Annotated in this window: 16 protein-coding genes; 12 read left to right on the forward strand and 4 right to left on the reverse strand. The window is 62.3% G+C overall.

All coding sequences use genetic code 11. From position 1 onward, the window contains the following. Window positions 1-482: 482 nt before the first annotated feature. Genes ACNOHI_RS11015 through gdhA form a run of 7 tightly spaced genes read left to right on the forward strand, consistent with a single transcriptional unit; the run spans window position 483 to window position 7,878 of the window. A complete protein-coding gene (locus tag ACNOHI_RS11015; protein WP_420474723.1) occupies window positions 483-3,395 on the forward strand; it encodes a monovalent cation/H+ antiporter subunit A in 2,913 nt (970 codons plus the stop codon). After that, a complete protein-coding gene (locus ACNOHI_RS11020) occupies window positions 3,395-3,739 on the forward strand; it encodes a Na+/H+ antiporter subunit C (protein ID WP_420474724.1) in 345 nt (114 codons plus the stop codon). The genes ACNOHI_RS11015 and ACNOHI_RS11020 overlap by 1 nt, the downstream gene beginning before the upstream one ends. After that, entirely contained in the window at window positions 3,736-5,358 is a 1,623-nt protein-coding gene (locus ACNOHI_RS11025; protein ID WP_420474725.1) for a monovalent cation/H+ antiporter subunit D, read from the forward strand. The genes ACNOHI_RS11020 and ACNOHI_RS11025 overlap by 4 nt, the downstream gene beginning before the upstream one ends. After that, window positions 5,355-5,849 carry a Na+/H+ antiporter subunit E gene (locus tag ACNOHI_RS11030; protein WP_420474726.1) on the forward strand — a complete coding sequence of 165 codons (495 nt, stop codon included), beginning with the start codon at window positions 5,355-5,357 and terminating at the stop codon, window positions 5,847-5,849. Before ACNOHI_RS11025 ends, ACNOHI_RS11030 begins: the two co-directional genes overlap by 4 nt. Before the next feature lie 8 nt (window positions 5,850-5,857). Beyond that, window positions 5,858-6,136 (forward strand): K+/H+ antiporter subunit F, encoded by a 279-nt coding sequence (locus ACNOHI_RS11035; protein ID WP_420474727.1) that lies wholly within the window; start codon window positions 5,858-5,860, stop codon window positions 6,134-6,136. After that, entirely contained in the window at window positions 6,133-6,501 is a 369-nt protein-coding gene (gene mnhG, locus ACNOHI_RS11040; RefSeq protein ID WP_420474728.1) for a monovalent cation/H(+) antiporter subunit G, read from the forward strand. The genes ACNOHI_RS11035 and mnhG overlap by 4 nt, the downstream gene beginning before the upstream one ends. Window positions 6,502-6,534: 33 nt before the next feature. Continuing rightward, complete coding sequence (gdhA, locus tag ACNOHI_RS11045) at window positions 6,535-7,878, forward strand: NADP-specific glutamate dehydrogenase (RefSeq protein WP_420474729.1); 1,344 nt, start codon at window positions 6,535-6,537, stop codon at window positions 7,876-7,878. A 29-nt stretch (window positions 7,879-7,907) separates the two neighbouring features. Here gdhA and ACNOHI_RS11050 read toward each other — a convergent pair whose 3' ends face one another. Together ACNOHI_RS11050 and ACNOHI_RS11055 are read right to left on the reverse strand one after the other, a co-directional pair. Beyond that, window positions 7,908-8,810 (reverse strand): universal stress protein, encoded by a 903-nt coding sequence (locus ACNOHI_RS11050; protein WP_420474730.1) that lies wholly within the window; start codon window positions 8,808-8,810, stop codon window positions 7,908-7,910. A gap of 230 nt (window positions 8,811-9,040) precedes the next feature. After that, the gene (locus tag ACNOHI_RS11055; protein WP_420474731.1) at window positions 9,041-10,681 is read right to left on the reverse strand and encodes an EAL domain-containing protein; all 1,641 of its coding nucleotides are present in this window, start codon (window positions 10,679-10,681) and stop codon (window positions 9,041-9,043) included. A 246-nt stretch (window positions 10,682-10,927) separates the two neighbouring features. Between ACNOHI_RS11055 and ACNOHI_RS11060 the strand changes: the two genes are divergently transcribed. From ACNOHI_RS11060 to ACNOHI_RS11070, 3 genes are all read left to right on the forward strand, one after another. Then, window positions 10,928-11,284, forward strand: coding sequence for a hypothetical protein (locus ACNOHI_RS11060; RefSeq protein WP_420474732.1), 357 nt, complete (start codon window positions 10,928-10,930; stop codon window positions 11,282-11,284). A 19-nt stretch (window positions 11,285-11,303) separates the two neighbouring features. Then, a complete protein-coding gene (locus tag ACNOHI_RS11065; RefSeq protein WP_420474733.1) occupies window positions 11,304-11,801 on the forward strand; it encodes a chemotaxis protein CheW in 498 nt (165 codons plus the stop codon). A gap of 93 nt (window positions 11,802-11,894) precedes the next feature. After that, window positions 11,895-13,616 carry a methyl-accepting chemotaxis protein gene (locus tag ACNOHI_RS11070; protein ID WP_420474734.1) on the forward strand — a complete coding sequence of 574 codons (1,722 nt, stop codon included), beginning with the start codon at window positions 11,895-11,897 and terminating at the stop codon, window positions 13,614-13,616. 94 nt (window positions 13,617-13,710) lie between these two features. Here the strand turns inward: ACNOHI_RS11070 and ACNOHI_RS11075 are convergent, their stop codons facing one another. After that, complete coding sequence (locus ACNOHI_RS11075; protein WP_420474735.1) at window positions 13,711-14,319, reverse strand: response regulator transcription factor; 609 nt, start codon at window positions 14,317-14,319, stop codon at window positions 13,711-13,713. Window positions 14,320-14,459: 140 nt separating this feature from the next. Here ACNOHI_RS11075 and ACNOHI_RS11080 point away from each other — a divergent pair, with 140 nt between their 5' ends. Further along, entirely contained in the window at window positions 14,460-14,828 is a 369-nt protein-coding gene (locus tag ACNOHI_RS11080; RefSeq protein ID WP_420474736.1) for a response regulator, read from the forward strand. Here the strand turns inward: ACNOHI_RS11080 and ACNOHI_RS11085 are convergent. Then, window positions 14,818-16,665, reverse strand: coding sequence for a sensor histidine kinase (locus ACNOHI_RS11085; protein ID WP_420474737.1), 1,848 nt, complete (start codon window positions 16,663-16,665; stop codon window positions 14,818-14,820). The two genes, ACNOHI_RS11080 and ACNOHI_RS11085, sit on opposite strands and share 11 nt — an antisense overlap. Before the next feature lie 146 nt (window positions 16,666-16,811). On the opposite strand from ACNOHI_RS11085, the gene ACNOHI_RS11090 reads away from it, so the two are divergent. Further along, complete coding sequence (locus tag ACNOHI_RS11090) at window positions 16,812-17,198, forward strand: response regulator transcription factor (protein ID WP_420474738.1); 387 nt, start codon at window positions 16,812-16,814, stop codon at window positions 17,196-17,198. Window positions 17,199-17,265 lie beyond the last annotated feature (67 nt).

Below are 17,265 nucleotides of genomic sequence, written 5' to 3' on the forward strand. Positions count from 1 at the left end.
GCGCGCGTCTTTGGTTGCTGCCGCGCTTCCGCATTGGCACCGGCGGAAGCGTGCGGGCGCCGTCCGTTATATTTTTCAATTTCACTTCCCACGTCATTCCCGCCTTCACGGGAATGACGTGGGAAGGGCGTCCGCAAACTTGAGCCGGAGGTGCCGGCAGGCGGAATGCGCCGGGACCCATCGACATCATTCGGACGCGCCACTAGCTTCAGGTTGCTGCGGCGGCAAAGTGCCCAGACGACAGAAGGACTGTCTTTGGCATGCCGCAAGGCAGAGGTTGGCACGATACAATTACATTGACAGTGCGTGCGCGATTCCTGCCGGCGACGAGGCATCCCGAGCGGGATGGCGCGCCCCGGTAGTTCCAGCGTTTCACCTCGGGGAGGCATGATGAAACCTGAAGACATTCTGTTTCTGGCGATCCGCCTTTTGCCCGTGCATCTTCCTCCGGAATCGCTTTCCGTGCAGGCAGGCGCCCGCTAATGGCCGCATTATTGCCTGCTCTCGTCCTGTTTCCATTTGCGGCGAGCATCATCGCGGCATTCCTGCCTGCAGAGTCGCGCAACCGGCAAGCAGCGCTCGCCGGGATGGTATCCGTGTTCGGTCTGCTGGCCACAGGGTATTTCTACCCCGGCATCGGCGCGGGCGAAGTCGCGCGCTTCCGCATCGCATGGATGCCGATGTTCGGGCTGGACTTCTCGCTTCGCATGGACGGCCTGGTGTGGCTGTTCGTCATGCTGGTGCTGTTCATCGGCATGCTGGTGACGCTCTACGCGCGTTACTACATGTCACCCGAGGACTCGGTGCCGCGCTTCTTCGCCTTCCTGCTCGCCTTCATGGGTTCGATGCTGGGCGTCGTCCTTTCCGGCAATCTGGTTCAGCTGGTCGTATTCTGGGAGCTGACCAGCGTGACGTCGTTCCTGCTCATCGGTTATTGGCATCACCGCGCGGATGCACGCCGGGGCGCACGCATGGCCTTCATGGTGACGGGGGCCGGCGGGCTGTGCCTGTTGAGCGGCGTACTGATGCTGGGCCACGTCGCCGGCAGCTACGACCTCGACGCAGTGCTGCTTGCAGGGGATGTGGTGCGCGCGCATCCGTGGTATCGGGCAATACTCGTGCTCGTCGCGCTTGGCGCACTGACCAAGAGCGCACAGTTCCCTTTCCATTTCTGGCTGCCGCATGCGATGGCCGCCCCGACGCCGGTGTCGGCCTATCTGCATTCGGCCACCATGGTCAAGGCCGGCGTATTCCTGCTGATGCGCCTCTGGCCGGTTCTCTCCGGCACCCCGGAATGGGTGTGGATCATTGCCGGCGCCGGCATCTGCACCATGCTGATCGGCGCGTTCGCCGCCATTTTCCAGCACGACCTGAAGGGATTGCTGGCGTACTCGACGATCAGCCATCTGGGTCTGATCACGGTATTGCTGGGACTCGGCACGCCATTGGCAATGGTCGCCGCAGTGTTCCACACGCTCAATCACGCCACCTTCAAATCATCCCTGTTCATGGCGGCGGGCATCATCGACCATGAAAGCGGGACGCGCGACATGCGCCTGCTGCGCGGCTTGTTCCGCCACCTGCCGTACACCGGCACGCTGGCCATCGTCGCCAGCGGAGCAATGGCGGGGGTGCCGCTGCTCAACGGATTCCTTTCCAAGGAAATGTTCTTTTCAGAAACCGCGCTGGTCGGCGGAGATGAAGACTGGTCATTGTCCGTGGCAGCGGTCGCCATGGGTGTGTTCAGCGTCGCGTACTCCTTGCGATTCATCAGCGTATTCTTCGGCCGGCCCGTCATGCCCTTGCCGAAGGTGCCCCACGAACCCCCGCGCTGGATGCGGTTTCCGGTCGAGCTCCTGGTATTGCTATGCGTGCTGGTCGGTGTCGCGCCGGGGCCGATTGTGGAGCCGTTCCTGCGCATGGGGGTCGCGTCGGTGCTGGGCGCGCATTTGCCGGCATTCAGCCTGCAGGTATGGCACGGCTTTAACATCGCGCTCCTCAAGAGCGTCATCGCCCTCGTGGGCGGCGTCCTGTTCTATATCGTGCTGCGCCAGCGCTTTGCGCTCGCTACCAGGAGCGATGCGCCGGTGCTGGAACGCTTCAGCGGCGCCCAGGCCTACGAGACGACGATTCTGCGCGTAGGGACGGCAGCATCCTGGGTGATGAAATGGTTTGGCACCCGGCGCCTGCAACCGCAATTGCTGTTGATGATGGTGACGCTGGTCGTCCTGCCGCTCTTGCTCGTGCGTCCGCTGCCTGCATTCGGCACGGCATTGATCCCGGATGTCGATCCGCTGTTCGCCGCGATGTGGCTGATCGGCGGCGCCTGCGCGGTGGCGGCAGCCTGGCAGGCGAAGTACCACCGCCTTGCCGCCCTGATCCTGGTCGGCGGCACCGGCATCGTCACCAGCGTGACCTTCCTCTGGTTGTCGGCGCCGGATCTGGCGCTGACACAACTGATGGTGGAAACCGTGACAACGGTGCTGATCCTGCTCGGCCTGCGGTGGCTGCCGCCGCGTATCTCTCCCTACGAGCTGAACATCTCCGTGCCGCGCAGCGTCTGGTTGCGACGATCGCGCGACATGGCGGTGGCGGTGGGTGGAGGGACGGGCATGGCGGTACTCACCTACGCGATGCTGACGCAGCCGGTACCGGACAGCATCGGCGACTTCTTCCTGTTGCACGCGCTGTCCGGCGGCGGAGGCAGCAATGCGGTCAATGTCCTTCTGGTCGATTTCCGTGGCTTCGACACCATGGGCGAGATTACCGTGCTCTCCATCGTGGCATTAACCGTCTATGCGCTGCTGCGCCGTTTCCGGCCCGCGGCGGAAAGCATCGCCATTCCTGTTCAGCAGGTCAACGATGTCGACCCGGCCGTGCGGCAGACGCCCGCCGAACAGGCCAACAAGGGCTACCTGATGGTGCCCGGCGTCTACCTGCGATTCCTGATGCCGTTCATGGTGATGATGGCGGTCTATTTCTTCATGCGCGGGCATAACCTGCCCGGCGGCGGCTTTGTCGCCGGACTGATCTTCGCAGTGGCGGTCATTACGCAGTACATGCTGGGAGGCACGCACTGGGTCGAATCGCGCCTTGGCCTGCGGCCGCACCGCTGGATCGCCTACGGACTGATCGTCGCGCTGGTGACGGGAGTGGGTGCATGGCTGTACGGCTACCCCTTCCTGACCAGTCACACGGCACACCTGGACTTGCCGCTGCTCGGTGAAATACATGTACCGAGCGCCTTCTTTTTCGACCTCGGCGTGTTCATGGTCGTGGTGGGCACCACCATGCTGATCCTGCTGGCGCTGGCCCATCAATCATTGCGCAGCCGGCGGACACCGGCGGAGGTCCTTGCGGCGCCGCCGCCTGTACTCATGAGGGAGACGCTCTGATGGAACTCGTTGTCGCGCTTGCCATCGGCATCGTGTTCGGATCCGGCATCTGGCTGATCCTGCGTCCACGCACCTTCCAGGTACTGACCGGACTGCTGCTGATGTCGTATGCGGTCAACCTGTTCATCTTCATTGTCGGGCGCGTTTGGATAGACCGGCCGCCGCTGACCCTCGGCAAGGCCTTGCCCGATCCGTCGACGGTTGCCGATCCGCTGCCGCAGGCACTGGTGCTGACGGCGATTGTGATCGGCTTTGCCACGACGGCGCTGTATCTGGTCCTGATGATCGGCGCACGTGGCGTGACCGGCACCGACCATGTCGATGGCGAGGAGCCCGACCAGTGAACCTCGCCTGGAGCCAGCACCTGATCCTGGTGCCCGTGCTGCTGCCGTTGTTGTGCGGCGCGCTGATGGTGCCGCTGAGGGAAAGCCGCCACCGGCTGAAGTTCGCGATCAACATGATTTCCGTGATCTGCCTCCTCGCCGCGGCCGTCCGGCTGCTCGGCATGGCGGACAACGGACACTGGCCGCGCGGCATCGGCGTTTATCTCGCCGCCAACTGGGTTGCGCCGTTCGGCATCGCGCTTGTCGCCGACCGCCTGGCCGCCATGATGCTGCTGCTGACATCGGTCATCGCCGGCTGCGCTTTGCTGTATGCGACGTTGCGCTGGAGCCGCATCGGGGTGCACTTCCATTCCTTGTTCCAGTTCCTGCTGATGGGCATCAACGGTGCCTTCCTGACGCATGACCTGTTCAACCTGTTCGTCTTCTTCGAAGTCATGCTGGCCGCGTCCTACGGGCTGCTGCTGCACGGCTACAACGTGCCGCGCCTGCGGGCAGGGATACAGTACATCGCCGTCAACCTTGCGGCTTCGCTGCTGTTCCTGATCGGCGTGGCGCTCATCTATGCGAGCATCGGCACCCTGAACATGGCCGACCTCGCGGCACGTCTGCCCGAGGCCGGTGCGAACCAGCTACCGCTGCTGAAAGCCGGCGTGGTGATCCTGACGATCGCCTTCCTTGCCAAGAGCGCGATGTGGCCGCTCGGCTTCTGGCTGCCGACCACCTATTCCGCGGCATCGCCCCCGGTGGCGGCGATGCTGGTGCTGATGACCAAGGTCGGCCCGTATGTGATCCTGCGCCTGTGGCTATTGGCGTTTTCCAGCGATGCCGGAGCGGCCGCCGGGTTCGCGCTGGACCTCTTTCTCTGGGGCGGCATGGCAACCATCGTGTTCGGTGCGGCTGGCATGCTGGCGACGGACGTCACGGCACGGCTGGCGAGTTACGGCTCGGTGGTCTCATCCGGAATTTTGCTGGCGGTGATCGGCTACGGTCAGTCGTCGCTGGTGAGCGCCGGACTGTATTACCTGCTTGGCTCGACCCTCGCGCTGTCCGCTTTCATGCTGCTGCTGGAGTTGATCGAGCGCATTCGATCGCCCGTCGCGTCGGTGCTGGCGATCACGATGGAAGCATTCGCCGTGGAAGAGTCGCCCGCGGAGCCGGTCGGCGTGGGCATTCCTGCAGCGCTGGCCTTCCTGGGACTGGCATTCGCCGCCTGCGCGTTGATGATTACCGGATTGCCGCCGCTCTCGGGCTTCGTCGCGAAGTTCAGCTTGTTCCATGCACTGCTCAACCCACCGGCATCCGGTGTCACGGCGACGACCTGGATGTTGATGGTGCTGATCGTGCTCTCCGGCCTGGCGGCCATCATTGCGCTGATGCGTTTCGGCGTGCGCACCTTCTGGGCGGCGGGCAATGTCCCGCAGCCGCGCCTGCCTGTCACTGAGGTGGCCCCGATATGCCTGCTGCTGGCTCTGTGTGTGCTGCTGACCGTCCAGGCCGGCCCGGTCATGTCCTACCTGATCCGTACGGCGGATGATCTGCACCGGCCGCAGCAGTACATCCAGCGCGTACTGTCCGAGCCCGCCGTGCCCGGTGTGCAGGGCAAGGGAGATGCGCCATGAAACGCTGGCTGCCATCCCCTCTTGTCGCGGGCATCCTGCTGCTGTTGTGGCTGTTGCTGCATCAAAGCATGGATCCCGCGACGTTTCTGCTGGGGGCCTTGCTTGCCATCGGCGTGCCGATGCTGACGCGACCCTTTTTCCATCCGATCGGATTTCCGCGGATTAAAAAGCCCATGCTGCTGTGCCGCCTGTTGTTCGTGGCAGGGATGGAAATCGTGCGGTCCGCCTTCAATGTCGGCCGCATCATCCTGTTCGCCAGGCCGGCGGGATTGAATTCGCAATTCATCCGTATCCCGCTCGACCTGAGGAATCCCTATGGGCTCGCCTTGCTGTCCTGCCTGATCAACATGACGCCAGGAACGGTGTGGGTAGAAATCGAGCCGGAAAAATACGAACTCGTTCTGCATGTCTTCGACCTGCACGACGAGCAGTGGTGGATCGATACGATCAAGGCGGAGTATGAGAAGCCGTTGATCGATATCTTTGAATAGGAGGATGCATGGAAATCCTGCTGCAAATGGCCATCGGATACGCAGGTGTCTGCGTCATGCTGGCAATGCTGTTTTGCGCGGTACGCCTGCTCATCGGCCCGGCTGCGCACGACCGCGTGCTGGCATTGGACACGCTCTGGATGTGCGGCATGCTGCTGGCCGTGGTGTTGGGCATTCGCTTCGGCAGTCAGGTCTATTTCGAAGCGGCGATGCTGATTGCCCTGATTGGCTTTGTCTCGACCATTGCGCTGGCCAAGTTCCTGATGCGCGGGGAAATCATCGAATGAACGGAATGGAACAGATCCCGGGCTGGGCTGCGGTGGCAGTCGCCCTGCTGCTGGTTGTCGGCGGAAGCATTACCCTGATTGGCGCGCTCGGCCTGATGCGCCTTCCGAGCTTTTACCAGCGCATTCACGGCCCTGCCATCACCATGACGCTTGGCGCGGGCGGGCTGCTGCTTGCGTCCATGCTCTACTTCACGGCCCTGCAGTCGCGCCTCGTGATGCACGAAGTCATCATCACGCTGTTCATCCTCATGACCGCGCCGGTCGTATCGATGCTCCTGATCCGGGCAGCAATCTACCGCGACCTGCGGGCGGGAAGGGCAAATGGAAACGAGGCCGCCGACGTCGTCGATCGAACGCTGGGATAATGCTCCGAACTATTCACCATGTCGGGAGAGCCCATGAAGTACGCCTCGGTCCATCAATTCCTGCAACATGTTGCCGATCGCAATCCGGGGCAACCGGAATTTGTGCAGGCCGTCACGGAAGTCATGGAAAGCCTGTGGCCCTTTATCGATCACCACCGCAAGTACGCCGAGCACGGCTTGCTTGACCGTCTGGTCGAGCCCGAGCGCATCGTCATGTTCCGTATCTCATCGGTGGACGACCACGGCCAGGTCCAGGTCAATCGTGGCTACCGCATCCAGCACAGCATGGCGATCGGGCCGTACAAAGGCGGCATCCGCTTCCATCCGTCGGTCAACCTGTCGGTGCTGAAATTCCTCGCCTTCGAACAGACCTTCAAGAATGCACTCACCACACTGCCGATGGGCGGCGGCAAGGGTGGCGCCGACTTCGATCCGAAGGGCAAGAGTCCGGGCGAAGTCATGCGTTTCTGCCAGGCGTTTGTCAGCGAGCTGTTCCGCCATGTTGGCGCGGATACGGACGTTCCTGCCGGCGATATCGGTGTTGGCGGCCGCGAAGTCGGCTTCATGGCCGGCATGATGAAGAAACTTTCCAATCGCGCAGACTGCGTATTCACGGGAAAAGGCCTGGCCTTCGGCGGTTCCCTGATTCGTCCCGAAGCCACCGGCTACGGTACGGTCTACTTCGCGGATGAAATGCTCAGGACGCGCGGACGCTCGTTTGACGGCCTGCGCGTGAGCGTGTCGGGCTCGGGCAATGTCGCGCAGTATGCGGTGGAAAAAGCCATGGCGCTCGGCGCCAAGGTTGTCACCGTGTCCGACTCCAGCGGCACCATCATCGACGAAGACGGCTTCACGCCTGAAAAACTCGCCATCCTGATGGATGTGAAAAATCATCACTACGGACGCGTCAGCGACTACGCCGCGCGTACTGGTGCGCGCTTTGAAGCCGGCAAGCGCCCCTGGCATGTCCCCGTTGATGTGGCCCTGCCGTGCGCGACGCAGAATGAGCTGGACGGCGCCGATGCCGCGACCCTGATCAAGAACGGCGTACTGTGTGTCGCCGAGGGCGCCAACATGCCGTCGACGATCGAAGCCGCGAAGGCATTCGAAGCGGCGGGCGTGCTGTATGCACCGGGCAAGGCCAGCAACGCAGGCGGCGTTGCCACCTCCGGACTGGAGATGAGCCAGAACGCCATGCGCATGTCATGGCCGCGCGACGAAGTCGACAACCGACTGCTGCAAATCATGAAGGGGATCCATGCTTCCTGCCTGGAATACGGCAAGCGTCCCGACGGCAGGATGAGCTACGTGGATGGCGCAAACATCGCCGGATTCGTGAAGGTGGCCGATGCCATGCTGGCACAAGGGGTGATCTGAACGTCACTGCCCGGGCGCCGGTTCGGGCATCAGTCCTTCCGCGGCACCGGCACAACCAGCACATCGCAGTCGGTCTGGTCGATCGTGTCGCGCGTCACACTTCCCAGGATCAACTCAGCAAAGCGCGATTTGCCATGCTTGCCCAATACGATCAGATCAGGTTGGGCTGATTTCGCATGGTCGCGCACGACCGGGCCGGGAAACCCGAACGTGATTGTCCTGTTGATGATCCGGTCACTCGCATCGAGCCCGGCGATGAACTGGTTCATCTGTTCCCTCGCGTCTTCCTGCGCCTTGAGCCGGTAGTCGTTGATGATGTGTCGCGCGACATTCGCATACTGCATGCGTCCCTCAAACAGCACATCAAATGCGTGAAGGAATGTGACGTGCGCCTGCGGCGCAATCGCCAGCGCCAGTTCCGCCGCCCGCCGCGAATCATCCGAAAAATCAACCGGAACAAGGACGTTCTGATAGTCGCGCTGGGGCAGCGTCTTCACAACGAGCAATGGACGCCTGCAGAGATGCGTTAATTTGTCGGCCGTATTGCCGAGAAGAAGGTCCGAGAAAAAGTTGCCGCCATGGGCCCCAATGACAAGCAGGTCGGCATCCATCTCATCCGCGTGCGCGAGGATTTCCGGCGCTGTTTGACCAAAGCGGACGTGGCACGAAAAGTCGATGCCGAAATTATCCTTGAGCAAACCTGCCCTGAGTTCAAGCTCCCGTTTTGCTTGCGAAGTGATCATCGCTGTCGCCGACGCTTCCGTGCTGTTCATGACTTGCGCAAGAACGGCCGGCTCACCGCGCTCCCTGACGGTCAGAAGTTCGGCACTGCTGGATTGATGTTCCCGGCTTAGTTGCGCAGCGCGCGCCTCGGCAAGGCCCGCACGGTCGGAGAAGTCCGTTGCGACAAGCATCCGTTGAAAGATCGACATTTCTGTTATCTCCCATGTGAACGTCAGAAAGCCCTGCTGTCACGGTGGTTACGCCCATGTACTTGCACGACGCTGCCCAAAGAACGCAACCCCTCAAGGCTAGCCGGCTATTGCTTCAGGAAAAAGCAACCTTGAAGTGAGGAAATGAACGGGAAAACGTGCGAAGTTATTCAGAGCGCACGGTCTCGCGTTGGTACGTTATTAGTCGCGCCGCGCGCTTCGATGTTCATTCATACTGCGCGGGGATGTCTCTTGCCGTGATGCAGGCTTATCACCCTTTCCGGGTGTGCGGATTCATTGATCAAAGCCTGCCGTCTGACCTCACTGGCCAGGTCGTCGAAAGGCATCGGCTTGCCGAACAACCACCCCTGCGCATACTGCACGCCGTGCTCGCGCAGGAAGCGGGCCTGCTGCTCTGTTTCGACGCCTTCCGCAATCATCTTGATGTTCAGGTCCTTGGCCAGTTCAATGATGTGCAGCACGACATGGCTCGTCGGTGCATCGGTGCAGATGGTGTCGATGAAAGCCTTGTCGATCTTCAGGTAATCCAGCTTGAAGTTCTGCAGGTAGGAGAGGTTCGAGTAGCCCGTCCCGAAATCATCGATGGCCACACGGATGCCGTCGGAGCGCAACTCGTCGACGATCAGTCGCGCCGTTTCGGCCTGCATGAACCCGCGTTCCGTCGCTTCCACGACCAGGTTGCCGGGGCCTGCACCGGTGTCGCTTGCCAGCTCGCGGATCAGTTTTACCGTGTGCGCCGAATGCATGTCGGCGGCCGAAAGATTCAGCGCAATGTGAAAGTCGCGGTGGCGTTTGAAAAAGCCGCCGGCATCGTTGCGTGCGAGCCCGATCACGCGACGGGTCATGCGTTCAATCAGTCCGGTTTCCTCGGCCACGGGGATGAAGTGATCCGGACGAATCATTTCACCATTCGGCCGCCGCCAACGGATGAGAGCCTCCGCGCCTGCCCACAGCCCCGTCTGCAGATTAACGACGGGCTGGTACTCCAGGTAGAACTCGTTGCGCTTGAGCCCATCCTTGATGAGGGCCGGCATGGCCATTTGCTGCCGGGCGACGTAAAACACGGCGAGTGCAAGGAAGCCGCCGGCAATGGCGCCCAACGGCAGCAGGATGGCAGAGGTGCGTGCGAAGTCGGCATTGATTTCCGAAAGCGGGATCGCGGCATAGGCGGCGAGGTCATATTCCGCGGAGCGGCGCATCGAGACCAGGTGGGTGTCCGTGACGAAGCTGGCCTTGTCGTGCTTGCCCAGCCGCTTGATCCAGTCCTTGCTGAAAGGCCCGCGTCCAAGAAGAAAAGCACCTGCCGACATGCTGATCACGCCGACAGAGATGGAGGGCTCGTTGGCAAATACATCGATCGGCAGGTCGCGGTGAACGAGCGCGGTAAAGCCGGTCGGCTTGTGCGTGGCGACAAGGAGCTTGATGCCCGGTGATGACGCCAGTTCCACATCAGTGCGCAATTCCATGTTCCTTGAAGCCACAAGTTTCGGTTTTCCGATCAACATGCCGTCCGCATTCCGGCCGATCGAAGAGCAGACGATGCGGCCCCCGGACGCATAGCCGACGGCCTGCAGCAGCGACGAGGAGACGTCGATGCGCACCATGCGGTGGATCATGTCATCCGAACACGGATCGAGCCGGACGGCCTGCTTCAGTTCGGCGATTGCTGCGCCAATCTGCGCGCCGGTCTCGTCGCTACGCCGCAGGACATCGCCTGCGATCGATTCAGCGCGCTTCATCTGTTCCTGGGTGCTGTGTTCCCGGGCCACATGCTGCATGCCGATTACGGGTGCGAGGATGGACAGCACGCCGACGACCGCGGCGATCAAACTCCGGCATTCATTGCGCATGGCATTCTCCCTGGATGGAGTGTTCGCCTGTTGCCCAAGCACGCGCCTCGGCAACAGTTCCCCCTGATGTTGTCCAGATTACCCATCGCGAATGCCGGCGTCACTTGTACTTTGGTGCAGTGCGCACGACGTCCACCCTTTCGGCCCCAGCCCGACGGTTAACGCCTGCCAACATGCACCAAGGTACAAGTTACAGGCGGGCCGGGCATCGTTACATTGGCGCCCATTACATCGCGGTAGAGCGCTATGCCAGCCATCGAACCAACCATCGCCGTCATCTCACCTGATATCGAGCTTCGCCGTCCGGTCGAACACATCCTTGTTTCGCGCGGATATGTTCCGGCGGGCTTCTGCAGCACCGACGAGTATCTGCGCGCGGCGCAGGACATCGCTGCGTCCTGCATCGTCATTCCCCTGCAGGATGCGCAGCGGCGCGGTGCGCCTCCTGGATGGAAGCGGCTGACCGGGGAGGGGATGCCGCCGGTGGTCTTCATCACCGGGCTGCGGACGGCATCGTTGCGCACCGGCTCGACCGCGCTCCTTGCCTATTTCTCCGAACAGGTGCTCGCCGCCGTGTCCAGTGCAAAAGCAGTCCATCAATGAACCTACAGGGAGTATCAACATGAGCGTCATCGAACACGCATCGCAAAATGAATCGCCCGCCGCACGCGAATTCCTGAGCTTTCGCATCGGCGCCGAGGAGTACGGCCTCGACCTGCTCTCGGTGCAGGAAATTCGTGGCTATGAACCCTGCACGCTGATGGCAAACAGCCCGAATTACGTGAAAGGCATGGTCAACCTGCGCGGCATCATCGTGCCCATTGTCGACCTGCGCGTGCGGCTGGGTGTCCCCGATCCGTCCTATGACGCGCTGACGGTGGTCATCATCCTGAACCTGCAGGGATGCACGGGCACGGTCGGCATCGTGGTCGACAGCGTCAAGGATGTTGTTGCGCTCACGACGGAGCAGATCCGGCCGGCGCCTGAAGTCGGGGGCGGCATCGCAGCGGATGCATTGCTGGGCATCGGCACCGTCGATGGGGACATGGTGATCCTGCTCGACATCGAAAAAATCCTGTCCGGCATCGGCATCGGACGATTCAACCGCCGCGCGGCGTGAGACGCACTGTACCAAGGTACAAGTGACGCCCGCGGCAGCGGCAACTACATTGGCTACACCGACTGAAGTCTTTTGGGGAAACAGGAGAAAAACATGTTCAGGAACATCACGATCAAGAGCCGGCTCATCCTTCTCGTCGCACTGCTTTGCACGCTCATGACGATGATAGGCGCCGGTGGCATCTACGCGCTCAGCAACGCCAACGCGGCCCTCGACTCCGTGTACGCGGATCGCCTGGTGCCGGTCGGTCAGCTCGACGTGGTCATCCGCACCATCAACCGCAACCAGCTCACCATCACCACCGCGCTCGTCAAAGGCGAGGCTGAATATGCAAATGCCGCCGACATGGTAAAGAAGGCCGTGGACGAGGGCGACAAGAAGTGGCGCGAGTACATGGCCACTGAACTGACGGAGGCCGAAAAGCAGATTGCTAACCAGGCGGAAACCGCCATGCAAAACTTCAACAGCGGCGTCGTCACGCCGGCACTGGCCGCGTTCGGCGCAAACGACACAGCGCGATTGCAGGAGCTCGTCCGCAACACCATGTCGCCGCTCTACGCCACTCTTCGCAAGCCGGTCAACGACCTGATCCAGCTGCAGCTCGACGTTGCCAGGGCTGAACATGAAACGAGCGTTGCCCGCTACAAGTTCTTCATGGGATTGTCGATCGCCACCCTCGGTGCAGGCCTTCTGATCGGCGTCGCCCTTGCCGTCTGGCTGATCCGCAGCATCACCCGCCCGATCAACCATGCGGTCGAGATTGCTGAGGCCGTTGCCGCCGGCGATCTCACCCACTCTGTGCATATCGAAGCCAACGACGAGACTGCACGCCTGCTCAATGCGCTGACGGAAATGCAAACGCGCCTGACGGCCATCGTCGCCGGCGTGCGCGAAGGCACGGATTCCATCAATACCGCCTCCCGCGAGATTGCCGTCGGCAACAATGACCTGTCAGCCCGCACCGAAGACCAGGCTGCCAGTCTGGAAGAAACTGCATCATCGATGGAAGAGCTGACCTCGACTGTCAAGCAGAATGCCGACAATTCGCGCCAGGCCAACCAGCTTGCCGGTTCCGCGACCGAACACGCGACCATGGGCGGCGAGGTGGTTCAGGAAATGGTTCGTACCATGGCCGATATCCGCGAAAGCTCGAACCGCATCGTCGACATCATCAGTGTTATCGACGGCATTGCCTTCCAGACGAACATCCTGGCGCTGAACGCCGCTGTTGAAGCGGCACGCGCGGGAGAACAGGGACGCGGTTTCGCGGTGGTGGCCACGGAAGTGCGCAGCCTAGCGCAGCGCTCGGCATCGGCGGCCAAGGAAATCAAGCAGTTGATCGGCAATGCGGTGGAAAAAGTGGGCCAGGGTTCGTCGCTAATGGATCAGACCGGCGAAACGATGGAGCAGATCGTACAGTCCGTGAAGCAGGTGGCCGACATCATCAACGAGATTTCCGCTGCCAGTCGCGAGCAGAGCGAAGGCATCGACCAGATCAACCAGGCCATTGCCCAGATCGACGAGGCGACCCAGCAGAACGCCGCGCTGGTCGAGGAATCCGCTGCAGCCGCCCAGAGCATGCTCGACCAGGCATCGACGCTCTCCAAGGCGGTCAGCGTGTTCCGGATCGCTGGATCGCACACCGCTTCCTTGACTACGGTAGAAAACAAGCCGGTCGTGGCAGAAAGCAGACCGAAACCGGCGGCATCCGTCTCCTCCCCCAAAGCTGCAGCGAACGTTCGCAAGTTGGTCGTTCCCCGGAAAGCGGCACTCCCGGCAGGCATGCCGGACGCCGACGCCTGGGAGGCGTTCTGAACCTGCGTTGAGTCACTGACGTTCAGCCAGCTTTTTTTCGCCCGGGATGGATTCTCCGCATCCCGGGCGCTTTTCCTTGGAGATGAATGGGGCGCTAGCCGAGCAGGCGCAGCTCGCTTGCCGCGGCAACGAGCTCGGCCACGGAGCGCATCTGCATCTTCTCCACGATCGCGGCGCGATGGGCCTTCACCGTCCGCTCGGTCATGCCGAGGCGGTCGGCGATCTGCTTGTTGAGCAAGCCGGTGATGACGAGGTCGAACACCTGGCGTTCGCGCGGGGAGAGCCGGGCGACCCGCGCGGCCAGCGCCTGATGCGCGGAGTGGTCCCGGGCCGAGGAGCGGTAGCGTTCGAAGGCGCGCTCGATGGCGGCGCACAGCTGCGCCTGGTCGACCGGCTTGCACAGGAAGTCTTCCGCGCCGGCCTTGATGGTCCGTACACTGGTAGCGATGTCGCCCTGGCCGGTCATGAAAATGATGGGGAGGATGCTGTTGCGGGCGTTGAGATGTTCCTGCAATTGCACGCCCGACAGACCGGGCATGCCGATGTCGAGCAGGATGCAGCCGCCGGCCAGGTCCTGTTCCCGCAGGAAGTCGTCACCGCTGGCGTACTGCCTGACGGTGTAGCCCGCCGCGCCGAGCAGCCGGGAGACCGCCGTGCGGAGCGAATCATCGTCATCGATGAAGTGAACGACTGCCTCTTGCATGAAAGCACGGAGATCGAAAACGTTCGGACTTTCATCATAACCCCGTTTGCACGGCATGGGGGTGTACCAAAGTACAATCGACATGCCGGTCCGGATTGATCTACCGTCATTGAAATGAAGGCAAAGAACGACAAGAATCCATGAATGTTCCCGCTTACCGCATCGCTGTTGTCGACGATGATGATCAGCTGCGCCGGGCACTGGCCCGGCTGTTGCGGGCACACGGCTACACCCCCCTTGAATTCGCGTCTGCCGAAGAGTATCTCGCCGCCGGCCCGCAGGTCGCCTGCCTCCTCCTCGATATCGACCTCGGCGGCATGACGGGCATCGACCTGTACCGCCAGTTGCGTGCCATGCCGGGCGAGGCGCCGCCGGCGATTTTCATGACCGGCGCCGGCACACCGGCGGCCGAACGCGCCGCGGCGGAGATGGCGTGTGTTGCCTATCTGGCAAAGCCTGTCGACATCAATGTGCTGCTGATCGCAATCGAGCAGGCAGTCAGGCGGTAAGGGGCGCTTGCGGCAGGGTCACCATGACCTGCGCACCGCGGCCCTCCAGGTTGGCGGCGGCGATACTGCCGCCGTGCTCACGCACGAGTGCTGCCGTGATGGCGAGACCCATGCCTGTGCCATGCGCCTTCGTCGTAGTAAACGACGTAAACACATGTTCCATGTCGCAGGTAAAGCCGGAGCCGGCGTCGGTCACCGTGATGCGGACCGCGTCAGCATCGTTGGCTGTGACGGCAACGTCGATCGACCGCGAGGCGGGGGGCTGGTCGGCCATCGCGTCCATGCTGTTGATGAGAAGGTTGATCAGCACCTGCTGCAGCTGTATCCGGTCGCCAAGCACGTACGCGGATGTCGCCGGCAACTGCATGCGCACCTCCGTCTTTCGCACTGCCGCTTCGGAGCGGAGGAACTGCACGGCCTGCGCGACGACGCCGCCGATGTCCAGGACTTCATGCCTGACTTCGCCTTTCTTCAGCATGCCGCGCATGCCGCGGATCAGGTCGCTGGCTCGCTGATCGTCGCGTTCGATATCGTTCAGAATTTCGCCGATTTCTCCCAGGGCGGGAGGCTGCATGGCGAGCATCATGCGCGCTGCCTGCGCATTGGCGAGGATGGCGGCGAGCGGTTGGTTCAGTTCATGGGCGATCGCGCCGGAGTAGACCATTGCCGTTGCATTGCGGTTCAGGTGGGCCAGCTCGGCAAGGCGGTCCCGCGATTCCGCCACGGCCACGGCCCGCCGACGGCGCTCCACCAGCAGCGCGACCACGAGGGATGCGAGTGCGGCGATCACCGCCGCCGTCAACAGGATTTGCCAGCGGTAGCGTTCCCAGGGGCCCGGAGAATAGAAACGGACATTGCTTCCCGCCGGCAGGCTGGCTTCCGGGATGCCCCAGCGTTGCATCTGCCGCCAGTCGAAGGTCGGCGGGAACTGCAGGCGGGTAATCCCCAGGCTTGCCGGGGCGGCGCCGTTCAGCAGCTCCGCCACCTTGCGCGCGGCATTGCGACCTTGCGGCTCGGGATCGACGGCAGCGCCGCCGAGTGCGCCCAGGCCGATATGCACGGTATAGTCGACGAACACGGGACGGCTGGCCGCCTCGGCCACGAGCCTGGTGATCGTGAAGGAATCATGGAGTTGCGAGCTGGCCGGGCGGTTGAAGCCGATACGGAAGATGACCGTGTCCTCTTTCAACTGCGCGACAGCCGCGAGGACTTCATCCAGCGGCCTGCCACGCAAATCCTCAACGGCGTAATCCTTCGCATGGTCCGCCAGCTCCTTGTCGAACTGTGGGCGGTACACGTCGTTGGCAGGTGCATTGCCGATCAGGACAATGCGCCGCGTGCCGGGCAGGAGCTTGCGGACAAGGGCAACGGTGTCGCCGAAGTCGACAGCAAATGTCTGCCCCGCAAAATTGGGCGGCAGCTGCATGGCGGCGACGAGGATGGCGTTGGTATTTGAAAAGTAGGTCGGCACATCCGGCCACAGCCGGCTCTCGGCCGCGAACCTGAGCGCTGGCGTGCCGGCGGTAACGACGGCGTCGATGCGGACATTGGCGTACTTGTCGCGGAGCCATTGCTGCAGCGCCGCGCGATAGGGTTGGCCGGTAAATTTCGCCAGGTCGAGGTTTTCGACATACACAGCGGTTTGTTGCGGGAAGAGCTGGTCCAGTTCGGACTTGAAGGCAAGGTATGCGGCGCTGAAGTAGGGATGGTCGACACCCTCGGCGGAGAGGTAGAGGATGTGCCTTTGCTGAATCGGCTCACCAGCCCAGGAGAGCATGCCGGCGCCTGCGATCGTTATCGACAGGACAAATCGCCTGCAGATGTGCACAAGCCGCATGATCTCCCTTCGAGGTGAACGCATTTGCCGGAATCGTACCGTGTTCCCGCGGCAATGGCGAGTGCCGTCAACATGCACCCAAGTACAAGTGACGGGCCGCGCACGCCTGGCTAACATGCATGCATGTTTCAAACGGCAGGATAGCGATGTCTACTTCCTTTCTGATCATTGTGGTCGACGACGACGAGCAGGTAAGGCGCGCCCTTGGAAGGGTCTTGAGGGCGCACGGGTTCGCCACGCGTGAATTCGCATCCGGGGAAGAACTTCTCGCCGCGGAGTTGCCGCCGGCAGGCTGCCTGCTGCTCGATATCGAACTCGGCGGCATGTCGGGCCTCGAGCTGTACCGGGCGGTCGTGCAGCGAGAAAACGCGGCGCCGCCGGCGGTGTTCGTGACGGGCAAGGCGAGTCCTGCGGCAGAGGCGACTGCGCGCGCACTCGGTGCTGCGGCTTTCCTGTACAAGCCGGTGGGAGCGGACGACCTGCTGTCGTCGATCCGGCATGCTGGCGCAAGATGCCAATCAATGCCAGCCTGACGATGCAACCCCGGCCGCGACGCGTTCCAGCAAGGGGAGCGCGTATTGCAGAAAAAAAGGGTTCCGG

The sequence above is a fragment of the Noviherbaspirillum sp. ST9 genome, from assembly GCF_048799745.1.
Lineage (GTDB): Bacteria > Pseudomonadota > Gammaproteobacteria > Burkholderiales > Burkholderiaceae_D > Noviherbaspirillum.

Bases quoted from the DNA above. Each gene is read 5' to 3' on its own strand.
- ACNOHI_RS11065 (WP_420474733.1), top strand. From the start codon at position 11,304: ATGAGCGTCATCGAACACGCATCGCAAAATGAATCGCCCGCCGCACGC.
- ACNOHI_RS11055 (WP_420474731.1), bottom strand. From the start codon at position 10,681: ATGCGCAATGAATGCCGGAGTTTGATCGCCGCGGTCGTCGGCGTGCTG.
- ACNOHI_RS11035 (WP_420474727.1), top strand. From the start codon at position 5,858: ATGGAAATCCTGCTGCAAATGGCCATCGGATACGCAGGTGTCTGCGTC.
- ACNOHI_RS11075 (WP_420474735.1), bottom strand. From the start codon at position 14,319: ATGCAAGAGGCAGTCGTTCACTTCATCGATGACGATGATTCGCTCCGC.
- gdhA (WP_420474729.1), top strand. From the start codon at position 6,535: ATGAAGTACGCCTCGGTCCATCAATTCCTGCAACATGTTGCCGATCGC.
- ACNOHI_RS11070 (WP_420474734.1), top strand. From the start codon at position 11,895: ATGTTCAGGAACATCACGATCAAGAGCCGGCTCATCCTTCTCGTCGCA.
- mnhG (WP_420474728.1), top strand. From the start codon at position 6,133: ATGAACGGAATGGAACAGATCCCGGGCTGGGCTGCGGTGGCAGTCGCC.
- ACNOHI_RS11030 (WP_420474726.1), top strand. From the start codon at position 5,355: ATGAAACGCTGGCTGCCATCCCCTCTTGTCGCGGGCATCCTGCTGCTG.
- ACNOHI_RS11080 (WP_420474736.1), top strand. From the start codon at position 14,460: ATGAATGTTCCCGCTTACCGCATCGCTGTTGTCGACGATGATGATCAG.
- ACNOHI_RS11050 (WP_420474730.1), bottom strand. From the start codon at position 8,810: ATGTCGATCTTTCAACGGATGCTTGTCGCAACGGACTTCTCCGACCGT.
- ACNOHI_RS11090 (WP_420474738.1), top strand. From the start codon at position 16,812: ATGTCTACTTCCTTTCTGATCATTGTGGTCGACGACGACGAGCAGGTA.
- ACNOHI_RS11020 (WP_420474724.1), top strand. From the start codon at position 3,395: ATGGAACTCGTTGTCGCGCTTGCCATCGGCATCGTGTTCGGATCCGGC.
- ACNOHI_RS11015 (WP_420474723.1), top strand. From the start codon at position 483: ATGGCCGCATTATTGCCTGCTCTCGTCCTGTTTCCATTTGCGGCGAGC.
- ACNOHI_RS11060 (WP_420474732.1), top strand. From the start codon at position 10,928: ATGCCAGCCATCGAACCAACCATCGCCGTCATCTCACCTGATATCGAG.
- ACNOHI_RS11085 (WP_420474737.1), bottom strand. From the start codon at position 16,665: ATGCGGCTTGTGCACATCTGCAGGCGATTTGTCCTGTCGATAACGATC.